18 protein-coding genes, 2 tRNA genes and 1 pseudogene are annotated in these 20508 nt (G+C 51.6%); 12 read left to right on the top strand and 9 right to left on the bottom strand.

Annotated features, from left to right (window positions below):
- Positions 1-81 precede the first annotated feature (81 nt).
- The 7 genes and pseudogenes from C2U41_RS07945 to C2U41_RS07910 all read left to right on the top strand — a co-directional run bounded on the left by C2U41_RS07945 (position 82) and on the right by C2U41_RS07910 (position 4768).
- Complete coding sequence (locus C2U41_RS07945) at positions 82-687, top strand: DUF1120 domain-containing protein (RefSeq protein ID WP_230132586.1); 606 nt, start codon at positions 82-84, stop codon at positions 685-687.
- A gap of 72 nt (positions 688-759) precedes the next feature.
- Positions 760-1740, top strand: coding sequence for a GlxA family transcriptional regulator (locus C2U41_RS07940; RefSeq protein ID WP_103848730.1), 981 nt, complete (start codon positions 760-762; stop codon positions 1738-1740).
- Between the two features lie 78 nt (positions 1741-1818).
- Complete coding sequence (gap, locus tag C2U41_RS07935) at positions 1819-2829, top strand: type I glyceraldehyde-3-phosphate dehydrogenase (protein WP_103848729.1); 1011 nt, start codon at positions 1819-1821, stop codon at positions 2827-2829.
- Positions 2830-3041: 212 nt separating this feature from the next.
- Positions 3042-3519: pseudogene (locus tag C2U41_RS07930) on the top strand (glutathione peroxidase).
- A gap of 199 nt (positions 3520-3718) precedes the next feature.
- Positions 3719-3795: transfer RNA gene (locus C2U41_RS07920), tRNA-Val, on the top strand.
- 4 nt (positions 3796-3799) lie between these two features.
- A tRNA-Val gene (locus C2U41_RS07915) sits at positions 3800-3876 on the top strand.
- Positions 3877-4045: 169 nt separating this feature from the next.
- A complete protein-coding gene (locus C2U41_RS07910) occupies positions 4046-4768 on the top strand; it encodes a substrate-binding domain-containing protein (RefSeq protein ID WP_044699935.1) in 723 nt (240 codons plus the stop codon).
- Here C2U41_RS07910 and C2U41_RS07905 read toward each other — a convergent pair.
- From C2U41_RS07905 to puuE, 4 genes are all read right to left on the bottom strand, one after another.
- Positions 4755-5507, bottom strand: coding sequence for an ABC transporter ATP-binding protein (locus tag C2U41_RS07905; RefSeq protein WP_003836510.1), 753 nt, complete (start codon positions 5505-5507; stop codon positions 4755-4757). The genes C2U41_RS07910 and C2U41_RS07905 overlap by 14 nt on opposite strands.
- Entirely contained in the window at positions 5504-6508 is a 1005-nt protein-coding gene (locus C2U41_RS07900) for a FecCD family ABC transporter permease (protein ID WP_003029283.1), read from the bottom strand. The genes C2U41_RS07905 and C2U41_RS07900 overlap by 4 nt, the downstream gene beginning before the upstream one ends.
- Entirely contained in the window at positions 6495-7550 is a 1056-nt protein-coding gene (locus C2U41_RS07895; RefSeq protein ID WP_071687004.1) for an ABC transporter substrate-binding protein, read from the bottom strand. Before C2U41_RS07895 ends, C2U41_RS07900 begins: the two co-directional genes overlap by 14 nt.
- 180 nt (positions 7551-7730) lie before the next feature.
- Entirely contained in the window at positions 7731-8993 is a 1263-nt protein-coding gene (puuE, locus tag C2U41_RS07890) for a 4-aminobutyrate transaminase (protein WP_032935874.1), read from the bottom strand.
- A gap of 106 nt (positions 8994-9099) precedes the next feature.
- Here puuE and pdxR point away from each other — a divergent pair, with 106 nt between their 5' ends.
- On the top strand, positions 9100-10575 hold the full coding sequence (gene pdxR, locus C2U41_RS07885; RefSeq protein WP_103848728.1) for a MocR-like pyridoxine biosynthesis transcription factor PdxR: 1476 nt from the start codon (positions 9100-9102) through the stop codon (positions 10573-10575).
- Between the two features lie 43 nt (positions 10576-10618).
- On the opposite strand, the gene C2U41_RS07880 is transcribed toward pdxR, so the two are convergent.
- The 4 genes from C2U41_RS07880 to C2U41_RS07865 all read right to left on the bottom strand — a co-directional run bounded on the left by C2U41_RS07880 (position 10619) and on the right by C2U41_RS07865 (position 15725).
- On the bottom strand, positions 10619-11827 hold the full coding sequence (locus C2U41_RS07880) for a c-type cytochrome (RefSeq protein ID WP_044699939.1): 1209 nt from the start codon (positions 11825-11827) through the stop codon (positions 10619-10621).
- Between the two features lie 3 nt (positions 11828-11830).
- Positions 11831-13723 carry an NAD(P)-binding protein gene (locus tag C2U41_RS07875; RefSeq protein ID WP_003843507.1) on the bottom strand — a complete coding sequence of 631 codons (1893 nt, stop codon included), beginning with the start codon at positions 13721-13723 and terminating at the stop codon, positions 11831-11833.
- Positions 13724-13812: 89 nt separating this feature from the next.
- Positions 13813-14286 (bottom strand): ester cyclase, encoded by a 474-nt coding sequence (locus tag C2U41_RS07870; protein ID WP_032935878.1) that lies wholly within the window; start codon positions 14284-14286, stop codon positions 13813-13815.
- 11 nt (positions 14287-14297) lie between these two features.
- Positions 14298-15725 (bottom strand): gamma-aminobutyraldehyde dehydrogenase, encoded by a 1428-nt coding sequence (locus C2U41_RS07865; RefSeq protein ID WP_032935879.1) that lies wholly within the window; start codon positions 15723-15725, stop codon positions 14298-14300.
- Between the two features lie 315 nt (positions 15726-16040).
- On the opposite strand from C2U41_RS07865, the gene C2U41_RS07860 reads away from it, so the two are divergent.
- Complete coding sequence (locus tag C2U41_RS07860) at positions 16041-16766, top strand: FadR/GntR family transcriptional regulator (RefSeq protein ID WP_003029304.1); 726 nt, start codon at positions 16041-16043, stop codon at positions 16764-16766.
- A gap of 24 nt (positions 16767-16790) precedes the next feature.
- On the top strand, positions 16791-17489 hold the full coding sequence (locus C2U41_RS07855) for a cache domain-containing protein (RefSeq protein ID WP_003029308.1): 699 nt from the start codon (positions 16791-16793) through the stop codon (positions 17487-17489).
- Positions 17490-17510: 21 nt separating this feature from the next.
- Here the strand turns inward: C2U41_RS07855 and C2U41_RS07850 are convergent, their stop codons facing one another.
- On the bottom strand, positions 17511-18992 hold the full coding sequence (locus C2U41_RS07850) for an APC family permease (protein WP_003029313.1): 1482 nt from the start codon (positions 18990-18992) through the stop codon (positions 17511-17513).
- A 332-nt stretch (positions 18993-19324) separates the two neighbouring features.
- Between C2U41_RS07850 and C2U41_RS07845 the strand changes: the two genes are divergently transcribed.
- Positions 19325-19465 (top strand): hypothetical protein, encoded by a 141-nt coding sequence (locus C2U41_RS07845; RefSeq protein WP_003832695.1) that lies wholly within the window; start codon positions 19325-19327, stop codon positions 19463-19465.
- 208 nt (positions 19466-19673) lie between these two features.
- On the top strand, positions 19674-20507 hold the full coding sequence (locus C2U41_RS07840; protein ID WP_003836534.1) for an ABC transporter substrate-binding protein: 834 nt from the start codon (positions 19674-19676) through the stop codon (positions 20505-20507).
- Position 20508: the final 1 nt, after the last annotated feature.

Raw genomic sequence — 20508 nt, 5'->3', positions numbered from 1 at the left:
CGGATACATCGGTGGCTTTGTTGTGCCGGGGGGATATTTTGCCTGTTGATTACGAAGGCGTATGCGGAAAATACGGTGGATGTGAGCTTTTCAGCTGAAATGATCCCGGCGGCATGCCGGGTATCGCTGGATAATGGCGGCACTGTGGATTACGGTACGCTGAGTCTCTCATCGATCCGTTCTTCATCTCCCTATCTGTTGACGCCACGTGTTATCGGCTTGCATATACAGTGCGAGAGCCTGCGACAGGTGGCATGGATGGTCAATGATGAAAAAGCGGAAACCCGGGTCCGTAACCTGATAATTGACTCTCACGATGATAAGACATCTGGTCGGCATTCATCTGACACCCTCTTTGGACTGGGTGTTACCTCAGGTCAAAAACCGATTGGTGGTTACCTGATAACCGCATTAGCCGGGGAGAGCGCCGTGGAAGGCGATATCGCGTCATGGGGGTATCAGACGGGGGAACAAGAACGGAGCATGTGGCAATCAGCCGGGACAGCACTAACACTGATTTCAGGCATCATGAGACTGACTCCGGTGGATGCGAAAAATAATCCCGTGGCAATTCGTCAGTTGACAATCCCCCTCAGGATCTCTGCCGCCATTGCCTCCGATGGCCTGAGCTTACAGGATGAGACTGAGTTACAGGGCGAGGCCACAATCAGCCTGATTTATTTGTAATATTGGGACAAGAATAGTATCCCGCAACACATGTCTGTTGACTTATTTTGTAAAAAGACTACTTTTCAGGACATGAAGAAGATACTCATCATTGTTCCCGATGGCGGCATGCTGTTTGAATCCGCCGGTATTGCCGACATCATGATGCAGGCCAACCGCCTGCATCCCAAAAGCGCTACGGAAACCTGTTATCAGGTTCAGTTAGCCACAACGCAACCACATCAGGTGATCCATGGTCAGTCCGGCCTGAACCTACTGGCAGATCATCGCCTGCATAAGATAGATCCTCGCGAACCTCTCGATACCATCATTATCACCGGCAGAGGTCAAAATCCGCAGGAAGGAATTGCTGTGGTTGACTGGCTGCGCCTTGCCGCTCCCCATGCCCGCCGCATTGCATCCATTTGCGGCGGTGCGATGCTGCTGGCACAAACCGGGCTGCTGGACGGCAGACGAGCCACCACCCACTGGAAACTACTTGAAACCATGCAGGCAGAATTCCCTCAGGTGCGCGTCGAAAGCGGTCCGCTTTATATTCAGGACGAACACATCTGGACATCGGGTGGCGTGAGCTCCGGCTTTGATCTAACGCTAGCGCTGGTTGAAGAGGATTATGGTTTCAGTCTGGCGCGCGACGTCGCTCAAGACTTCGTCATGTACCTGCGCCGTCCTGGGGGCCAGCTGCAGTTTAGCCGCTACAACCTTCAGCATACCAGTACTCTGGGCCCGATTAACGATCTGCTGGTCTGGCTGCTTGAGAACCTCACCGCCGACCTCAGCGTGGATAAACTGGCGGAAAAAGTCGCCATGAGTCCACGTAACTTCACCCGCGTGTTTACCCGGGAAACAGGAGCTTCACCGGCGCGCTATGTAGCTGAAGCTCGTCTGGCCGCCGCCCGGCAGCGTCTGGAGCAGACCAACGAGACGCTGGAGCGTATTGCCGAACAAACGGGATTCGGCAGCAGCATCAACCTGCGACGACTATTCGAAAAACAGCTTCACCTGACCCCGGGCGAATATCGCCAGCGTTTTCATTGTCGTAAAATGGCCTAAAGTGATCCTTTTTTGTCGTTTACGCCAAGCAGTGATCGGCCTAAATTTATGCCAGAGACAACAGATAAGGAGTTGATCATGGTAAAGGTCGGTATTAACGGTTTTGGCCGTATCGGACGTAACGTACTGCGTGCTGCACTGGGTAACTCGGATATTCAGATTGTGGCAATCAACGATCTGACTGACAGTAAAACATTGGCGCACCTGCTGAAATACGATTCGCTGCTGGGTAAACTCGATGCCGACGTCGCCGCCAGTGAGGGGCAACTGGTCGTTAACGGTAATTCCATTACTGTTTTTAGCGAACGCGACCCAGCCAAAATCCCCTGGCGTCAACGTGAAGTCGATATTGTCATTGAAGCAACCGGCTTCTTCACTGAACGAGACAAGGCGGCAGTACATATCCACAGCGGTGGCGCAAAGCGCGTAATTATCTCTGCTCCAGGTAAAAACGATGATTTAACCATCGTGATGGGCGTTAACGATCATCTCTACTCGGCGGATAAACACTTTGTCGTCAGCAACGGTAGCTGCACCACCAACGGTCTGGCACCTGCCGCGCAGGTTTTGCACCAACATTTCGGTATTAAGCATGGTCTGATGAACACCACCCATGCCTACACCAACAGCCAGGCGCTGCACGACCAACCGGAAAAAGATCTTCGTGGCGCCCGCGCCGCTGCATTGTCGATAGTGCCCTACTCAAGCGGTGCTGCAAAGGCGCTTGGCAAAGTCATCCCTGAGCTGGATGGTCGCTTAACCGGTTATTCGCTGCGCGTATCAGTTCCGGTAGTGTCAATTGTCGACCTGACCGTCACGCTTGAGCGGGATGTAACGGAAGAAGAAGTCAATAATGCATTTCGTAACGCCGCCGCGACGGGGCCGCTGAAAGGGATCCTGGGCTATAGCGATGAACCGCTCGTTTCAAGCGACTACCAGGGTGACCCGCGTTCATCCATTATCGACGGCCTGTCAACGTTGGTAATTGGTGGCAATATGGTCAAAATTCTCGCCTGGTACGATAACGAATGGGGATTCTCCAATCGGCTCGTCGACCTGGCGCTGTTAATGGCAAAAAACGAGCGCTAACTCCTGCTTCCCACGCCCTCTTAAAATCCACGCCTGGCGTGGATTTTTTAACTCTGCCACGGCAGATTAAATGTGAGTTTGATGGCGGAGCAATTCCTCTCAACTTAGTCATTTTATTAATCTTACGGTTGCTACCATAATAAAAAGTCACTAAGCGAAGCCTATAACCCGCAGGCAATATGAGTAATGTGAACTTAATTGAGGATTCCGGTATGACCACCTTTCATCAACTTACTGCCACCAGTCTCAATGGCCAACCCATCTCGATGGCCGATTACGCTGGCAAACTGGTGCTGGTGGTTAATACCGCCAGTCATTGTGGATTCACGCCACAATAGCAGGCCTCAAAGTGCTCTATAAGAAGTACGCCGCACAGGGTCTGGCGGTGCTGGGTTTCACCTGCAACCAGTTCGGTAAACAGGAACCTGGTGGAGCCGATGAAATCGCACAAACCTGTCACATCAACTACGGTGTGAGCTTCCCGATGTTTGAGAAAGTGGACGTCAACGGCGCTGGGACGCATCCGGTGTTTCGTTTCCTGAAAGATGAATTACCCGGCGTGCTGGGTGGATCAAGTGGAACTTCACTAAATTCCTGATCGGGCGCGACGGTAAGCCGCTTAAGCGTTTTGCCCCCTACACGACTCAAGAGAAAATAGAAGCCACGATCCTTGCAACGCTAAAAGACTGAGTGCTCATGTCATTCAAACCGTTCCCATTATGCCCCTGCCTGCTGCCTGAATAAAAAACACGCTGCAAAATCAACAAAATATAATCAACTTGCTTAATTACTCTGCAATCGCGTGAGATCAGGAAGAAAAATGCCATTTCCCTCTTGCCTCATTCGGTCTGTGCCGCTAATATTCGTCCCCGTTGTCACCTACAACGTTGCGTTCATAGCTCAGTTGGTTAGAGCACCACCTTGACATGGTGGGGGTCGTTGGTTCGAGTCCAATTGAACGCACCATCTTGCGTCCGTAGCTCAGTTGGTTAGAGCACCACCTTGACATGGTGGGGGTCGGTGGTTCGAGTCCACTCGGACGCACCAAATCATCTCTTCGATTTGGTGCTATTTCCCCTCAAAACTATCGTTTATCTTCAGTTTTATCATTTCCTACGTTGCTACAATAGCAATGCGTTAAATCATTCTAAATTCCATGCTCAACGCGTATCATTCATCTTCTTCGTATAATGTCTTTCGTCAGAGCCCGGATACCATGCCCTCTTCCATTCTCCTGTTCGCCGCGGGCAGTTTACGCCCAGCATTTACCCCGCTGATAAGCCAGTTCACGCGCATGAGTGGAATAGACGTCAAGATTGAATATGGTCCGGCCGGTTTACTGCGCGAGCGTATTGAAACGGGTGAACCGTGTGCGCTCTTTGCCTCCGCCAACCGGGAACATCCGCAAAACCTGCTGGTACGTAATAAAGCCGTCTCAACGCACACCTTTTGCTGGAACAAACTGAGCCTTGTCAGCAACCGAATCGGAACCTGGCTGGATTTACTCCGCGACCCAACGCTGCGACCAGGGACATCAACGCCCGGCTGCGACCCTTCCGGAGACTATACCTGGGCATTTTTCGACAATATGGATGTACTGGAACCAGGACTCGGGCAGCAACTTCGGGCGCGCGCTATCCCACTGGTTGGTGGCCGTGATACGATAAAAATCCCGCAAGGAGAACTGGCGAGCGCCTGGATCCTGCGCCAGGGGCTGGCCGATCTGTTTATCGGTTACGCGCATTACGCACACGCGCTGCACGCGATGACCGACGTACATTACGTGGCTATTCCGGACGAGCACAATATTTGCTGCGAATACCAACTGGCGGTGCTTGATGCATCCAAAGAAGTCATGGCGCTGGTTGAATTCATACTTTCCCGCAGCGGTCAGGCGTTCCTTACCGCCGCAGGATTCTTACCGCTTAACGCCGAATAGAAAACAACGGTGCGATAAACGGCGTAGGGTGATTCTCCACGCTAAGTTTTCGCAGCGGTAAGCCATAGGCCAGAAACAGATTCTCTTCGGTCACAATGCTGTCCGTTGGCCCTGCCCGCCATTTACCTTCAGGGAGTAGCAGCAAAGTATGGGAAGCAACCTGCAACGCATGAAGCGGATCGTGGGTCGAAAAGAGAATGCTGCATCCCTGTTGATGGGCCAAATCGCTGATGAGCTGGAGCACCACCTGCTGATTGGCGAGATCCAGCGCGGAACACGGTTCATCAAGTAACAACGTTTGACACTCAGTCACCAGAGCCCGGGCAATCATCACTAACTGTTGCTGCCCGCCAGAAAGTGAGCCAAATGAGCTGGAGGCAAGATGCGCAATACTCAACTGCTCTAATGCCTGCATTGCTCTTTGTTGATCCTGCTGGCTGGGTTGCGCAAAAAGCTTCACGTGCTGTGCTCGCCCCATCAGCACCACATCGCTGACCGTATAAGGAAACGGTAGATGGCTATGCTGTGCCACAATTCCTATCCCACCGTTATTTTCAATACTCCCGCCTAAAGCAGGCAGCGTGCCGGTTAGCGTATCAAGCAGCGTACTTTTACCCAGACCGTTACGTCCAAGCACGGCCCAGATATCACCTTTCTGGCAACAGAACGTTAGCGGCTCAAATAGCGGCGCGCGATACCCATAAGAAAGCTGATTTACGCGCAGTGCGGCAGGTATCATGATTTCTCCCGACGGCTGGTACGAATGAGCAAGAAAGCAAACAACGGCGCACCGAACAATGCGGTGATGATCCCCAGCGGTATCTCCGCGTGCATCAGGGTGCGGGCAATATCATCCACGACAATCATAAAACCGCCCCCCAACCAGAAGGCGCACGGCAGTAGACGACGATGATCAACGCCCACCAGCAAACGCGCCAGATGCGGAATAACCAACCCAACCCAGGCAATACTGCCGCTGACCGCCACCTGAGCGGCGACCAAAAATGCGCAGCACACCAAAACGCTGCGTCGCAGAGGAACCACCGCCACCCCCAGTGCTCTGGCATCTTTGTCATTGAGCGATAACAGGTTTATCCGCCAGCGTAGCTGGAACAAAACCGTCGCGGCGATACCGACTGGAACCGCCAATAGCAGTACTTTATGCCAGTTGGCCGTCGCGAAGCTCCCCAGCAGCCAGAACACAATATTAGGTAACGTCTCTTCGGTATCAGCCTGATATTGGATCAGGCTCACCAGCGCGGCAAAAAAACCGCTCAAAATGATACCTGACAGGATCAACACCAGCGTATTCTCCAGCCCCTGTAACGCAGCAATGGCATACACCAGGATCAATGCCGTCAGACCGAAGAAAAACGTTGACCCCATCATCAGCAAGGGCGAAAGACCGAGCAGGATGGCCAGCGTTCCGCCAAAGGCCGCCCCCGACGTCACACCGATAATATGCGGGTCGACCAGCGGATTATGAAATACTCCTTGCAACGTCGCCCCGCATAACCCCAGCGCGCCCCCCGCCAGCAACGCCATCAGAATACGCGGTAATCTGACCGTCCAGATCACCTGGCTGGCTATTCCCTCAGCGTCGCTATAGTGCGTCAGGTGGTAAAACACCTCGCTTAACGACAGCGGATATTGTCCGAGGCATAGCGAACTGACGCCCAGCAACAGGACCACAACGATTAAGAGCGGTTGCTGGGGCAAAAAACGGTTACTTAGCTGCATCAGACTGCCAGTTCACACGATAAAAACGCTGATAGTAATCATGCGCCTGCGCATCAACGTCCACATCTTTATAGGCATCCGGATACAGTTTTTTGGCCATCCACAGTTCACCGATCGCCAACGCCTCCGGCATCGGATAGCCCCAGGCTTTGGCGTATTCAGGCATCAACCAGACACGATGATTTTTCACCGCATCAATCCCCTGCCAGTTCGGATCGTTTTGGATCTGAGTTACCACCTGCGGATAGCGATCCTGGACAAAAATCACCTGCGGGTTCCACGCTAATACCTGCTCCAGCGCAACCTGACGGGCCCCTTTCACACTGGCAGCCGCCACGTTCAATCCCCCCGCGTGCTGCATCATCAGTCCGGTGTACTTCCCGGAGCCGTAAGTCATCAGGTCGGGGTTAGCCATATAAATACGGACTTTTTGCGCATCCGGGATGTTTGCAACCGGCGCATTGAATTTTGCTCGTGCCGCAAAAACGTAGTCGATTAACGTTTCAGCCTGCGGTTTGCGCCCCACGACATCCGCAATCAGGCGAATACCCTGCTTTAACCCTTCGTTGTAGACCTGCTCTTCATCGGCCATAGTCGGGTTCATTTTATTCTGTTGCCCGTCGGCATCTTTGCGCAATGAGATAGCCACGACCGGAATACCGGCGTTCTGAATCTGCTGGATCATCTCCGCGGGCGCATAGTTGGCGACAAACACCACCTGTGGATGAATTGCCAGCAGGCTTTCGATGTTCACGCTGGTGAGATCGCCCGGCGTCGGCAATGTAGTAATCGTCGGCATAAAGCGCGCAAATTCAGGCCCGAGCTGTTTTTTCCAGCTCGACATCACGCCAACAATGTCCTGCTGCGCATTGAGCTGGACCAGAATATTCAACGTCTGGTGTTGCAGCACGACCACTTTGTCCACATGGTCAGGAATCGTGACCTGACGACCAAGCTGATCGGTGATCGTACGGTCGGCCTGCGCAGAAAACGCAAATAACATGCTGGCGCATACCAGCACAAAAGAGCGGAAAGTTAACATGGGATACCATCTGAATAGAGGAGTAAAAACGATATGCATTAAATTATATAACGTAATGACTGGCAACCCATTCGCGATAAATACCGCGCTACACACGAGGAAGATCAATTTATGCCGGCAATAATAAAGCCGACGGTGATGACAACCGTCGGCTTTATGTCTTTTCTGCGGTATACGGGACTATTTCGTCGCCGCTTTGATGATCTGAAGCGCTTTGGCGAACTGATCCTGCGGAATCGTCAGCGGGTAAAGGAAACGAATAACGTTGCCATACTGACCGCAGGTCAGCAGCAGCAGTCCTTGCTCAAGGGCTTTCTTCTGCACGCGTTGTGCGGCGGAAGCGTTGGGTTCCCCTGTCGCTGGATCACAGAATTCAGCAGCAATCATAGAACCTAAACCACGCACTTCGGCCAGTTCAGGACACCCTGCTTGCGCATCTGTCAGAGCGGCGCGCAGCTGTTCGCCGAGGGCCGCCGCACGCTGGCACAGCTGTTCATCATGAATAATGTCCAGTACTGCATGGGCCGCCGCGATCGACAGCGGGTTCCCGGCGTAAGTTCCACCCAGACCACCCGGCGCAGGTGCATCCATGATTTCGGCTTTGCCCACGACGCCAGATAGCGGCATACCGCCCGCGAGGCTTTTCGCCATGGTCATCAGGTCCGCTTTATCGGCGTAATGATCCATCGCAAACAGCTGGCCCGTACGGGCAAACCCGCTTTGTACTTCATCGGCGATCATCACGATGCCATGCTCGTCGCAAATACGGCGGATGGCAGCCACAAATTCCGGCGGTGCCACCACGAAGCCCCCTTCGCCCTGGACGGGTTCGAAGATAATTGCCGCAACCTGGGTTGGATCGATATCGGCTTTAAATAGACGCTCAATCGCTTTTAGGGAATCCGCCGTGGAAATACCCTGTAATTCAGAAGGATACGGAGCATGGTAAACAGAGCCAGGGAACGGACCGAAACCTTTTTTATAGGGTGCCACCTTGCCGGTTAACGCCATCGTCATGTAAGTACGACCATGAAAACCACCGCCAAATGCGATAACGCCAGGACGCCCGGTATGTGCGCGCGCAATTTTCACCGCGTTTTCTACCGCTTCAGCCCCGGTGGTGAAGAATGTGGTTTTACGCTTGCCATCGATTGGCGCGACGGCGTTGATTTTCTCAGCCAAAGACACATAGCTTTCGTACGGGACAATCTGATAAGCCGTATGGGTAAAAGCCTGAAGTTGCGCTTCGACTGCCTGCACCAGGCGAGGATGGCGGTGTCCGGTGTTCAGCACGGCAATCCCGGCGGCAAAATCAATGTACTGATTGCCTTCGATATCGGTAATCGTGCTGTTTTCTGCCGACTGGGCATAAAAATCACACATCACACCCACGCCACGCGGGGTGGCATCCAGACGACGTTGTTGCAGGTTTTTATTGTTCATTCTCTACACCTTGCCCATTAATACATTTCGGTTGAATTACCCTTTAAATTTAGACGCCGTCTGGTACTTTAATCGAGAGCCAAATCGTTTTATTTTAAGGATCCAAATGCGTTCACTTGCCGGAGATGTGATCAAGCATGCATTTAGTCAGCAGACTGACGAAAAACTACATCGCCGCCTGTATGCCGCCATTTGTAGTTGCATCCTCGAAGGTAGCCTGAAACCGGCTACCCGAATGCCTCCGTCACGTGACCTGGCAGGAGAGCTGGCGCTATCGCGCAATACCGTCCTGCGGGTTTACGAGCAGTTGCAGGCCGAAGGTTATATTTCTGCGCGTACCAGTAGCGGCACATTTGTCACTGACAGCGTGCTGGACAATCTCAACCTGCGTCCCAATAAAGAACCTGTTGCTGCGGCTCTGGAGGATCACACCCGCTTATCTGCCCGCTGCCTTGAGCTGTTAGGTAATGCCAGCGCCAGTCCCCGTCAGTGGGGCGCGTTTATTCCAGGCGTACCTGATGTAGAGCATTTCCCACACCGGGTGCTCAAAAAAATTCAGGACAGGCTGGCAAGACGATTGCGCCCGGAGTTTCTCACTTACGATGCCGCAGGCGGTGTGAATGAGCTGAAAGAAGCGCTGGCGGACTATCTGCGCACCGCTCGCGGCGTGCGGTGTTCGCCGGAGCAAATTCTGATTACCGAAGGTATTCACCAGGCGCTGGATCTGGTGACCCGAACGTTATGCAACCCGGGCGATCACGCCTGGATTGAGGAGCCGGGCTACTGGGGAATCAAAAATATTCTGCGTATCAATGCGGTGAATTTTTCGGCTATTCCTGTTGATGAACAAGGTATGGTCCCGCCGGAGGCAGGCGAAACACCGCCAAAACTTATTTTTGTGACACCGTCACATCAATACCCTCTCGGTTCGGTGATGAGCCTCAGTCGCCGCCGGCAACTTATCTTTCGCGCACGTGAAACGCGAAGTTGGATAGTGGAAGATGATTACGACAGTGAGTTCCGCTTTTCCGGCCAGCCGATCCCCTCTTTGCAGGGGCTGGAAGAAGAGACACCGGTCATCTACATCGGGACATTCAGTAAAACACTCTATCCCGCACTGCGACTCGGGTATGTCGTGCTACCTAAATCGTTAGCCGCTCCGCTGAAAAAGGTTCATAACGACCTCTATCGTGGTGGACATCTGTTGATTCAGGCCGCGCTGGCGGAGTTTATTCGCGAGGGTTATTACGCAGCGCACATTCGGAAAATGCGCCAACTATACAGTCGTCGTCGCCAGATGCTGGTAGAGCTTATCAGCCGCCAGCTTGGTGAACATTATCTTGGTTCCTTCAGCAGCAACGCCGGGCTGCATATGATCTTACAGTTACCCGCAGGGAGCGATGACGCGGTCATTGCCCAACAAGCGAATGCGCAAGGGTTGTTGGTGCGCCCGTTATCACGCTATTACGTGAATGAAGAGAAACGCAGCGGCCTGTTGCTGGGGTTTGCAAGTATTGAAGAGCATGAAATGTCGGCGGCGTTTACCCGACTCGCGGATATTATCAGGGTAAACACCGTGTAAGCACTGCCGGATGGTGGTGCAAGCACCTTATCCGGCATACTGTTTAATGTGATGCTTTTTTAATCCCAGCCAGATCTTCATGGCTTACTTCGCCATTCCCTTCACCCCAGGTCTTACGCACGTAATTAATCACGTCGCGCATTTCGTTGTCACTTAACATGCCTCCGTAAGCGGGCATCTTGAAGGAGACGCTGCCACGCGTTGTCGGTGTTTCTGCGCCGTGGGCAATCACTCTGAACAGCGGCGTCGGGTCATCAACCATGACCAGCGGATTGTTGACCAAAGAAGGTGCGTTATCATCCGTACCTTTCCCTTCCAGACCGTGACAAGTTGAACAGTAACGGTTATAGGTCACTTTTCCCGCCTCAGGTGAATTCGACCAGGATGCTGTAGTCGCAGCAGCACGCACCGTTTCAGGCTTCGCGCTTTTCAGACTCAGCAGATATTGGGCGATCGCCGTGGCATCTTCGTCGGTCAGATACTGTGTACTCTGCGTGACGACTTCAGCCATCGAACCTGAAACCGCAGCATGCTTGCTCTTACCGGTCAGCAACAGCGATTTTAACGCCTGCTCAGACATACCGCTGCCCCGCAGCGAAGGCGCATACCAGCCGTCAATCATCGCGCCACTCAGGTACTCGGCATCAGCATGGGTATAGGCTTTTTCATTCATCGCCATGCCTCTCGGTGTATGGCAAGAACCGCAGTGCCCGGGACCTTCCACCAGATAAGCGCCCCGTTTTATCAGGGCTGCGTTTTCATCTGGTTTCGCGCTATCTACTGTCGTCGCTGGCGCGTCGGTAAACAGCCAGTTCCAGATATGCAGTGGCCAGCGGGCGGAGAGTAGCCACGGAATGGCATTCTCTTTATTGGGTTGCGCAGACGGTGTGACATCATGCATAAAATAGCGATACAGCGCCTGAACATCCTCGTCAGAAAGTTTTGCATAAGAGGGATAAGGCATGGCCGGATAGAGCGGATGACCGTCTTTGGCAATTCCCTGGCGTACCGCCTTTTCAAAATCCTCGTATGAGTAATTACCAATACCCTGTGCCTTGTCTGGGGTTATGTTGGTCGAATAAATATCCCCCACCGGAGTAGGAAACTTTTTGCCCCCCGCCATCGCCGCACCACCTTCAGCGGTATGACAGGCGACGCAGTCTGAAATTCGCGCGATGTATTCACCGTTAGATTCAGCAGCGCTTACCGAAGCGGTAAATAAACAGGCGGCGAGAATGGTTACGTTACGCATAGATCACCCCATATCCTTGAGTTCATTAACCGCACGCCATGCCTGATCGATTGCTGTGTGGGCATAAGCACTCCAGTCAGAATCTGAGTTAGCGATGGCAATGCGACCGACTGGCTGACGCGCCCGCTCGATAATTTCTGGCATTTTATCCATATCATCGAACAGTGAATTGGCGTAGTACGCATAGCCATGCGCCCAGCGGTTAACGGTAATGGCGGAGATATCGCGTTGATTATCAAAGCCTGTTGAGCCAAACATCTCCTGCAACTGGGAGCGAATCATCTCCTCATGCGCCGCAAAAGTGGTCCCCAGCAAATAGGCTCGTCCCAGGCGGAACTGCTCTCTGGCCGATAGGTTACTGCCCGGGTAGGTCGGCACATAGACCATGTGAATGACCATCGGATCGTCCGGGGAGGCCGGATGCTGATACCCACCAATACTGACCGGATAGTCGAGCTTAACCCGGCTGTAAGGTGCCGCTGGAGAATAAAATTCATGTACGCCAAGCTGTTTGAACGCCTGCCAGTTTTTGACCACCACGTTGGTGTACACCAGCGGAGCCTTGACGTTCAGTTTGAGATCCGCCTGCTGCTGTTCCGGCATCTCAGGCACCAGATACGGGATCATCATGTTATAGCCTGCCATGATGGTGTTCTTACCGCGCACACGGTGCATTTTACCGTCACGCAGGTAGGTCACCACAACGCCATCCTGCACGTTGGCCGCATTAATCACTGTGCTGTTCAGGCGCAGGCGCGTGGTGTTTTCTGGTAGATCCAGCTTTTCATAATGTAATCTGGCGAGAACAGAGTCTTCCATCGTGTTACCCGGTAGCGCATCCGGCAGCATATACCTGACTAACAGTCGGGCCAGACCGGCGTTACCGTCCGGGAAATGGTAAACATACGGCTCTTCGAGGTCGGCCAGCGACTCTCCGTCCAACGGCGGTAACCCCATCCCTTCCATGCCGGGTAAGGCGCACGCCCTGGCATCGCTGCAGGAGATGCCTTCAATGCCGATGGCAAAGAAGTCATTGGAACGCTGCTGAAAATAGAGCAGCGCCATTTTGCTCAAACCCACTTTTGTTGCTAAAAATTCACTGTAGCTGTGGGTATCCAGCCATTCCATTTTCTCATCAACCGTCATCCCCGGAAGGTAATCGCCAGGGCGCACATGCAGGTCGATCAGCGCTTTTCTGTCGTTCTCACCTAGCGGAAAATCATTGATAAAGTCTTCAATTTTACGGCCATTGAGCCTGTCCGGCGGAATATCATCAGATACCGCGCGGCCCGGATCGCCGCTGACGATTTTTGTTACGCCAAAATTCTTCTTGTCGAAAAAAACCCCGCGACTGAGCTGCCAGTCGGGGTAGAAGTTTACGTCAAAACTCTCTTTTAACCGCGTGACGCTGACGCCCACGGTTTCCATCAGTTTTTGTACTTCAGGGCTGAAATTATGCGCGGGTGACTGGAATGCTTCGCTGCCGCCATAACCGAGTAATTTCTTGCCCGAGCTGGTAAATTCATTACGTTTGGCGTGTCCGCCAAAATCGTCATGGTTATCGAGGATCAGGACCCGGCTATTTTGCCCGGCAACTTGACGCCAAAAACAACCGGCAGCTAACCCGCTAATCCCGCCCCCAACAATCACTAGATCGTATTCTTCCTCAACGGGCAGAGCGTTTAAATCAAAATGCTTCTGCTCGCGGCCTAGCGCATGCGCCATTTCAAATGATCCAGGATGATTACCCCGCAGCCCTGTCAGCGCAGGAGGATAATAATTTCCATCTATAAATGCGTTTCCCTTTCCTGTCGCCCTGACCCACTCCAGCGGGGTAAGTCCCGCCGCAATGGTCACCGCGACGCCGTTGAGAAAATCACGTCTGGTAATTGCCATTAACTTTTTTCCTTATTGCTACACACTGCCTTTAATACGACACAAATAAGAGAAATACCCCCTTCTTATTTATAAAGGGGTACAACCGACTACTTCACTGGCTTTAACTCTTCATCCAGTTTTTTAGAATCATAATAATCACCCTGCCAGGTGATTTTTCCTGCTTTAACATGAATATAGCTTACGCCTTCAAATTTGATCGGATTATTTGTCGGCGGACTCCCTGCCCATTCACCACTATTTTTGCCTGAAAATTCCCAACGGAATGCCACGGTGTCTTCGTCGTAGACGGGTTTGCCAACCATTTTCCAGTTCAGATCTGGCACCGCCTTAATAAAAGCGCCGATAACCTCTTTTTCCGCTTTTTCTCTCCCGTTTACCGGTTCACCCGCGGCGGCATCATAATAAACCGCATCATCCGCAAGATATTGAGCGGCTCGCGAAGCATCATGCGCATTCCACGCCGCCATATATTCTTTTACGGTACTCAGCGATGTACTTTCTGCAAAGCTATAGCCAGAGAGCATCACTAATGAAAGAACCGCAATTTTTACTGTTTTCATCGTAATCCTCTCTATTCAGAAATGTCACACATGATATGTTTCACCCGAGTGTATTCTTCGAGCGAATAGGATGAGAGATCTTTGCCATAACCCGATTTTTTGAACCCGCCGTGCGGCATTTCGGCACACAGAGGAATGTGATTGTTAATCCACACCGTGCCAAAATCGAGGTCAATGCTGAAGCGCTGCGCGCGACCATGGTTACTGGTCCAGACGCTGGCGGCAAGACCATACTCCACATCATTCGCTTTGTGTAGTGCCTCTTCGTCAGTAGAAAACGACTGAATGGTCATTACCGGACCAAATACTTCATGCTGAATAGCTTCATCATTTTGATGCAATCCGGAGACAATCGTCGGCTCAAAATAGAAGCCCGGACCTGGCCCGGCGCGCCCACCGGTTTCAATTTTTGCATGTGCCGGTAAACGCTCAATAAAACCTTTTACCTGCTCCAGTTGATTCCGGCTATTCAATGCGCCGTACAGCGCATTCTGATCTTCTGGCGGCCCAAATTTGATACTTTTTGTTTTCTGGATCAGTTTTTCCAGAAACTCAGCATAGATGGATTGCTCTACCAGGATCCGTGTAGCCGCTGTGCAATCCTGCCCGGCATTAAAAAAGCCTGCCGTAGTGATTGTCGCTATCGCCTTGTCCATATCCGCATCGGCGAACACGACTGCAGGCGCTTTTCCACCCAATTCCAGGTGTGCTCTGGTCAGGTTTGCCGCCGCCGAAGCCGCAACCTGCAAACCCGCGCGGACCGAACCGGTAATCGAAACCAGTGAAGCCTTCGGATTTGAAACCACCAGCGAACCGGTGCTGGCTTTGCCCAACACGACGTTAAACGCCCCCCTCGGAAACAAAGGTGCGGCCAGTTCAGCCAACAGCAGCGTACTAACTGGTGTGGTGTCGCTTGGCTTTAACACGACCGTGTTGCCTGCCGCCAGCGCTGGTGCAATCTTCCACACCGCCATCATGAACGGGTAGTTCCACGGCGTAACTTGCCCAACGATACCCAGCGGTTCACGACGGATGGTCGATGTAAACCCGGCGGAATATTCTCCGGCCGCCTTCCCTTCAAGACAGCGCGCCGCGCCAGCAAAAAAGCGGATGGCATCGCAGGATGCCGCAATCTCCTCTTTCTCAATAAAATGGCGAAGCTGACCGGTTTCCTGACTCTGCGCGGTTACCAGCCACTCAACGTTGCGTTCAATCTCATCGGCCAGCAGCAATAACGCCTTTTGCCGCTGTGCTGGCGTCGATTTTCTCCAGATGCTAAACGCCGCTTCCGCTGCTGAGTAGGCTTGCTCTACCTCCGCCTCGTTAGCGTTGGGAGAAATTGCGTATGTTTCACCGTCAACCGGACTCACCAGTTCGAAGCTATCTTCGCTGCTGCCTGCTACATAGTGCCCATTAATAAAATGCTTCAGGGTTTTCATGCTTGTCTCCTGCCAATTAATACATAAAGAATCTTATGTAATATATATATTGTAAAATTTTTTCAAATGCGCAACATTGACACTATGATAAGCCTCGCATTTTTAACTTAATTTTCACATTTGTAAGGTAAGGCTTTTCATTGCCAGCTGACGCGTTATGCTCAGCTCATCATGAGGTTATCGGGACACACATCCGCTTGTGCAGTGACGTTGCGCCCAGGCATGTAAAATAACTCGGCCATTCTTACCTTCCTTGCCCGACGGGCATGTGTTAAAAATGGTCGTTGTTTCAGGGAATTGAGTACAGAAAAGATTATGATTACTCACGCGGTCATATTTGCGCCTATCGGGCAGGTCAGTCGTTCAGACCAGATAGTCCAGCGCCTTTCAAATGCCATTATCACGGGGTTGCTGGAGCCAAAAGAACAGCTTCCCAACGAAACTGATTTGGCAAAAATGATGGGTGTCTCACATATCACTATCAGAGAAGCGCTAAACACGCTTCGGGCTAATAATCTTATCCATACGGTTCGTGGTCGTAATGGCGGGAGCTTCGTTTGCGAAAATATCGATGGCAAAAATAGCGCCCTGCACCCGTTCAAAGCGATCAGTACGGATTATCTGTCTGATCTGGGTGAAATGCATTGTGCCATTATTAGCCATAGCGCGAGGCTGGCTTCCCGACGGATGACCGGTGCGGATATCGCCAAATTTCGCGAGTTTGTCGAGGTACTCAGAAAGGCAAACTCACCTGAGCTGATGACCCAGGCCGATATGCGTTGTCTGCTGGCGATTGCCGCCAGTTCGCATTCAGCGCGACTGGCCAATCAGGAGCTGCAAGTTCAGGCTGAATGGGCATCACTTGTGGCGATACTTTATCGCACAGACAGTATTCATGCGGAAATTATCGCGCTTTATTCAGCGCTGGCCGATGCACTGGCTGCTCACAACGAGGCAGAGTCAGTACAGTTTGCTACACGGATCATCGACACGTTTACCTACTACCTTATTGAAAAAAAGCTGAAATATAACTCGAACTGACAATCAGTGAAGGCAGGACAGACAATGAGCTCTTCGACATCCCTAAGCGCATTAATCCGTAAAATTGATGACATAACTGTTTCTACCGTAGATTCTACCGTTGCGCTAGCGAGGAGCATCCATGAGGCGATTTCAGGGGTACAAAAGGCCTCAGCCGAGGTCGTTCTCGACCCATCAGTAAGATCCACCGTTCAACAGCACATCAAGCGCACGCTCAGTGACAACCATTACTGTTCAGGAGCGGGATTCGCCAGCCATATTGAGAGCACCGCAAACACAAAAGAGTACTGGTTGCTGGAGTGGTGGTATAAGAAAGATAATGGTTTGAGCCAGGCGCATCTGGATTTGGATCAGGCCACGCAACAACGACTGGATTTCAGAACCTTTGAGTGGTTTAAGCATTCTCCTCCGGCTGGCAAAGCCTATATCCACGGTCCCTACGTCGACTATATTTGCAATATCTCCTATACCCTAACGTCAGCCGTCCCGGTCTACTACAACGACCAGTTTCTCGGTGTTGCCGCGGTCGATTTGCTGGTCAGTCAGATAGAAGCCGAACTGCTCTCCTGCGCTCATCCTGATTATGTGATTCTGACCAATCTGGAAAACAGGATCATTTTCTCCAGTTGGCCACGTTTTCGCGTGGGTGAATTGCTGTCACCTGCAAATAGTACCGTGGTGTATCAGAGCGACTACTTTATCCTTTATCACTATCAAAACTAAGGGCCCGAAGGCCCTTAGTTTTTAGTTATCCTGCCCCATATTGAGCTTACTGGCATACGCAATGGCGTCGTTTTCCGGCGCCGCTGAACGACCAAACGGACGGGTCAGGAACATATAAATAAGTCCTGAGCCAACGACAATCGCCAGGCCGAACAGGACCGTCCAACGGTCAATGAAGTCGCTGCTGTCTGCCGGTTGCGCCAGTAACCAGATCCCGCACAATCCGTAAGCTAACGCCAGCACATTCACGATTACGCCCCAACCGCCAATGGTCCACTCCCCCGCCGGTTTCCAGCCTTTCAGGCGCTGACGCAGCGCGGCCAGCACAACCATCTGGAACGAGATGTAAATCCCGATAACAGCAAACGCGGTGATACGCGACAGGTTATCTGGCTGGAAATAAACCCAAACACAGATGATCACTGGCAGTAGGCAACTGACGACCATGGCATTATCCGGAACACCATTTTTAGAGATTTTGGCCATCCATTCACTTCCCGGCAGCATTCTGTCGCGGGAGAAAGAAAAGATAAGACGGCTTAACGCAGCCTGGAGAGACAAAATGCACGACAACATGGCGATAATCGCGACGACGATAAAGACAGTCGCGCCGGTTTCGCCCAGCGCTTCATTAAGGATTGCCGGGATCGGATCGGACGTTTTGCCATTCACGATGCTGACCAGATTCGGTGAAGCCAACAGATAACCCATAACAGAAATAATGGCGGAAATCGCGCCGAATACGATGCTTAAAATCATCGCCACTGGGATCTTTTTACTGGGATTCTGCACCTCTTCCGCAACGTTACCGCAGGCCTCAAAGCCAAAGAACATAAACAGTCCCATCAGCGCAGCAGACATAAATGCGGTGGAATAGCTGCCGTCATGAGCCAGCACACCCATCGAGTCAAAAATTACAGAGAACGGCTGCGAACGGTGGAAAATCAGCAGATAAATCCCCAGCGCGATCACGCTGACAATTTCACACCAGAAACCAATTTTCGCCACCCGGGCCAGATTTTTAGTCCCGGACATATTAACCGCCATCATCAACAGTAGCAGCAGGACGGAAGTCACCAACATCGTGGCTGGAGTCTGACCATAGTGGAAGAGTGATTCAACAAACGTTGATGTATATTCCGCGATCGACGTAATGGTGACCACCAGTGCCCACAGGTAGATCCAGGCGGCGATCCACGCATATTTCTTGCCCCACAACCTTCTGGCCCAAGGGTAAAGCCCGCCGGTTATCGGATACTGGGAAGCGACCTCACCAAACACCAGCGCCACCAAAAGTTGCCCACATGCGACGATTAAAATCCACCATACTGCAGGCGGCCCCGCCAGCGTTACGGCCAGCGCAAACAGCGAATAGACGGCGGTAAGCGGCGACAGGTAGGTAAAACCCAACGCAAAGTTTGAAATTAAACCGATCGATCTATTGAACTGTTCTTTGCCATCTTTTTGAAAATTATCGTTTTTCTTATCAGGTGTCTGTTCCATATAGCTTTCTCTTTTGTGGAATAGTCGCAGGGTTGAACAATTAATGTATAAAAGATATTAAGTTATATGTATAGTGATTTTGTCGCAGATTTGTTAAAAATGATCGCGTATCACGTTAATGAAAAAGTGGGAATAAAACGGTAGAGAGAGCGAGAATTTTGCGGTATTTACAACCAACAATTCTTTAGCAATTGCGAACCGTGGGCCACTTTGGCGGATAAATACGCACAGCGGATTGCGTTCGATGCTAAGTAGCAAGAATCGCTGCTGTTAAGCAACATTTTTGCAATATAATAACGTGATGTTAAACGCTGAACCTGAGCAGGTGAATGATGGAAATTGATCTCGATAATCTGGTCTTTGATGGACTGGAAGAAGCGCAAGAGCGTAACGCTGAACGTCTGGAAGATGCAGACAAGAAAGCGCAAGAAATTATTGCTGATAATGATTGCGGTGACGCCTGCAAAATCTGATTTCCGAACCGGCGCAATGCCGGTTTTTTTTACCTCCTGGCTATGCCCTCTCGCCTGGCTACATATCGCATTGCGTTTACCCATTGTTAACACCTTTTTCACTAATAACATTTTGTAAATAGATAAGAATTTTTTCTTATTTTGTCCTGAACCTGAGTTATGGGAGCGTAAAAAGCACAAACCAAAAAAAACGACAGGGACTTACAAAATGATGGTAACAAAAACTCACAGCGCGAAAAAAACACTGCTGGCACTCGGCATCCTGCTGGCATCAGGCATTAGCGTCTCACAGGCTCAGGCCGACCAACTGGCCGATATCAAAGCCGCAGGCGTAGTAAAAGTCGCAACATTTGACGCGAACCCGCCGTTTGGCTCCATCGATGCCAAAACGCATAAGATTGTCGGCTACGACGTCGATTTTGCCGAAGCGCTGGCCAAATCTCTTGGTGTAAAACTGGAACTGGTGGCGACCAATCCGGCAAACCGAATTCCGTTATTACAATCTGGTAAGGCCGATTTAATCGTTGCGGATATCACGATCACGCCTGAGCGGTCGCAGGTAATAGATTTCTCCGTCCCCTATTTTGTTACCGGCCAGCAGTTTCTTGTGCCAGCAAAATCTCCGGATAAGCTCGATCAATACAGCAAAGCACGCATCGGCGCGGTAAAAGGCACTACTGGTGAACAGGCACTGCATCAGCGCTTCCCGCAGTCGCGCGTACTGGCCTATGACGATATCCCGCTAGCGTTAACTGCACTGCGCAACGGCAATGTTCAGGCCATCACCCAGGACAGTACGATTCTGGCCGGTTTATTAGGCGGTGCGCCGGATAAAGCAGATTTCAAAATTCTACCGGACCTGCTGAGCAAAGAAGAGATTGGCGTGGGGGTGAAAAAAGGTGAGCCAGCGTTGTTAAAAGCCGTCAACGATGAACTTTTGAAGCTGGAATCTACCGGGCAGGCGGCCAAAATTTATGATGTCTGGTTTGGTCCTGAAACCAAAAATCCACAAGCCCGCGCTTTTAAAATAGAAGCCAAATAAT

Origin of the sequence: Citrobacter freundii complex sp. CFNIH4, assembly GCF_002934505.1 — a bacterium.
GTDB classification, from domain to species: domain Bacteria; phylum Pseudomonadota; class Gammaproteobacteria; order Enterobacterales; family Enterobacteriaceae; genus Citrobacter; species Citrobacter freundii.
The sequence above is the reverse complement of the archived record's forward strand: the minus strand, read 5'-3'. Positions and strand labels throughout refer to the sequence as shown.

Coding starts and splice junctions, on each gene's coding strand:
- C2U41_RS07940 (WP_103848730.1), top strand. CDS start 760: ATGAAGAAGATACTCATCATTGTTCCCGATGGCGGCATGCTGTTTGAA.
- gap (WP_103848729.1), top strand. CDS start 1,819: ATGGTAAAGGTCGGTATTAACGGTTTTGGCCGTATCGGACGTAACGTA.
- C2U41_RS07910 (WP_044699935.1), top strand. CDS start 4,046: ATGCCCTCTTCCATTCTCCTGTTCGCCGCGGGCAGTTTACGCCCAGCA.
- C2U41_RS07905 (WP_003836510.1), bottom strand. CDS start 5,507: ATGATACCTGCCGCACTGCGCGTAAATCAGCTTTCTTATGGGTATCGC.
- C2U41_RS07900 (WP_003029283.1), bottom strand. CDS start 6,508: ATGCAGCTAAGTAACCGTTTTTTGCCCCAGCAACCGCTCTTAATCGTT.
- C2U41_RS07895 (WP_071687004.1), bottom strand. CDS start 7,550: ATGTTAACTTTCCGCTCTTTTGTGCTGGTATGCGCCAGCATGTTATTT.
- puuE (WP_032935874.1), bottom strand. CDS start 8,993: ATGAACAATAAAAACCTGCAACAACGTCGTCTGGATGCCACCCCGCGT.
- pdxR (WP_103848728.1), top strand. CDS start 9,100: ATGCGTTCACTTGCCGGAGATGTGATCAAGCATGCATTTAGTCAGCAG.
- C2U41_RS07880 (WP_044699939.1), bottom strand. CDS start 11,827: ATGCGTAACGTAACCATTCTCGCCGCCTGTTTATTTACCGCTTCGGTA.
- C2U41_RS07875 (WP_003843507.1), bottom strand. CDS start 13,723: ATGGCAATTACCAGACGTGATTTTCTCAACGGCGTCGCGGTGACCATT.
- C2U41_RS07870 (WP_032935878.1), bottom strand. CDS start 14,286: ATGAAAACAGTAAAAATTGCGGTTCTTTCATTAGTGATGCTCTCTGGC.
- C2U41_RS07865 (WP_032935879.1), bottom strand. CDS start 15,725: ATGAAAACCCTGAAGCATTTTATTAATGGGCACTATGTAGCAGGCAGC.
- C2U41_RS07860 (WP_003029304.1), top strand. CDS start 16,041: ATGATTACTCACGCGGTCATATTTGCGCCTATCGGGCAGGTCAGTCGT.
- C2U41_RS07855 (WP_003029308.1), top strand. CDS start 16,791: ATGAGCTCTTCGACATCCCTAAGCGCATTAATCCGTAAAATTGATGAC.
- C2U41_RS07850 (WP_003029313.1), bottom strand. CDS start 18,992: ATGGAACAGACACCTGATAAGAAAAACGATAATTTTCAAAAAGATGGC.
- C2U41_RS07845 (WP_003832695.1), top strand. CDS start 19,325: ATGGAAATTGATCTCGATAATCTGGTCTTTGATGGACTGGAAGAAGCG.
- C2U41_RS07840 (WP_003836534.1), top strand. CDS start 19,674: ATGATGGTAACAAAAACTCACAGCGCGAAAAAAACACTGCTGGCACTC.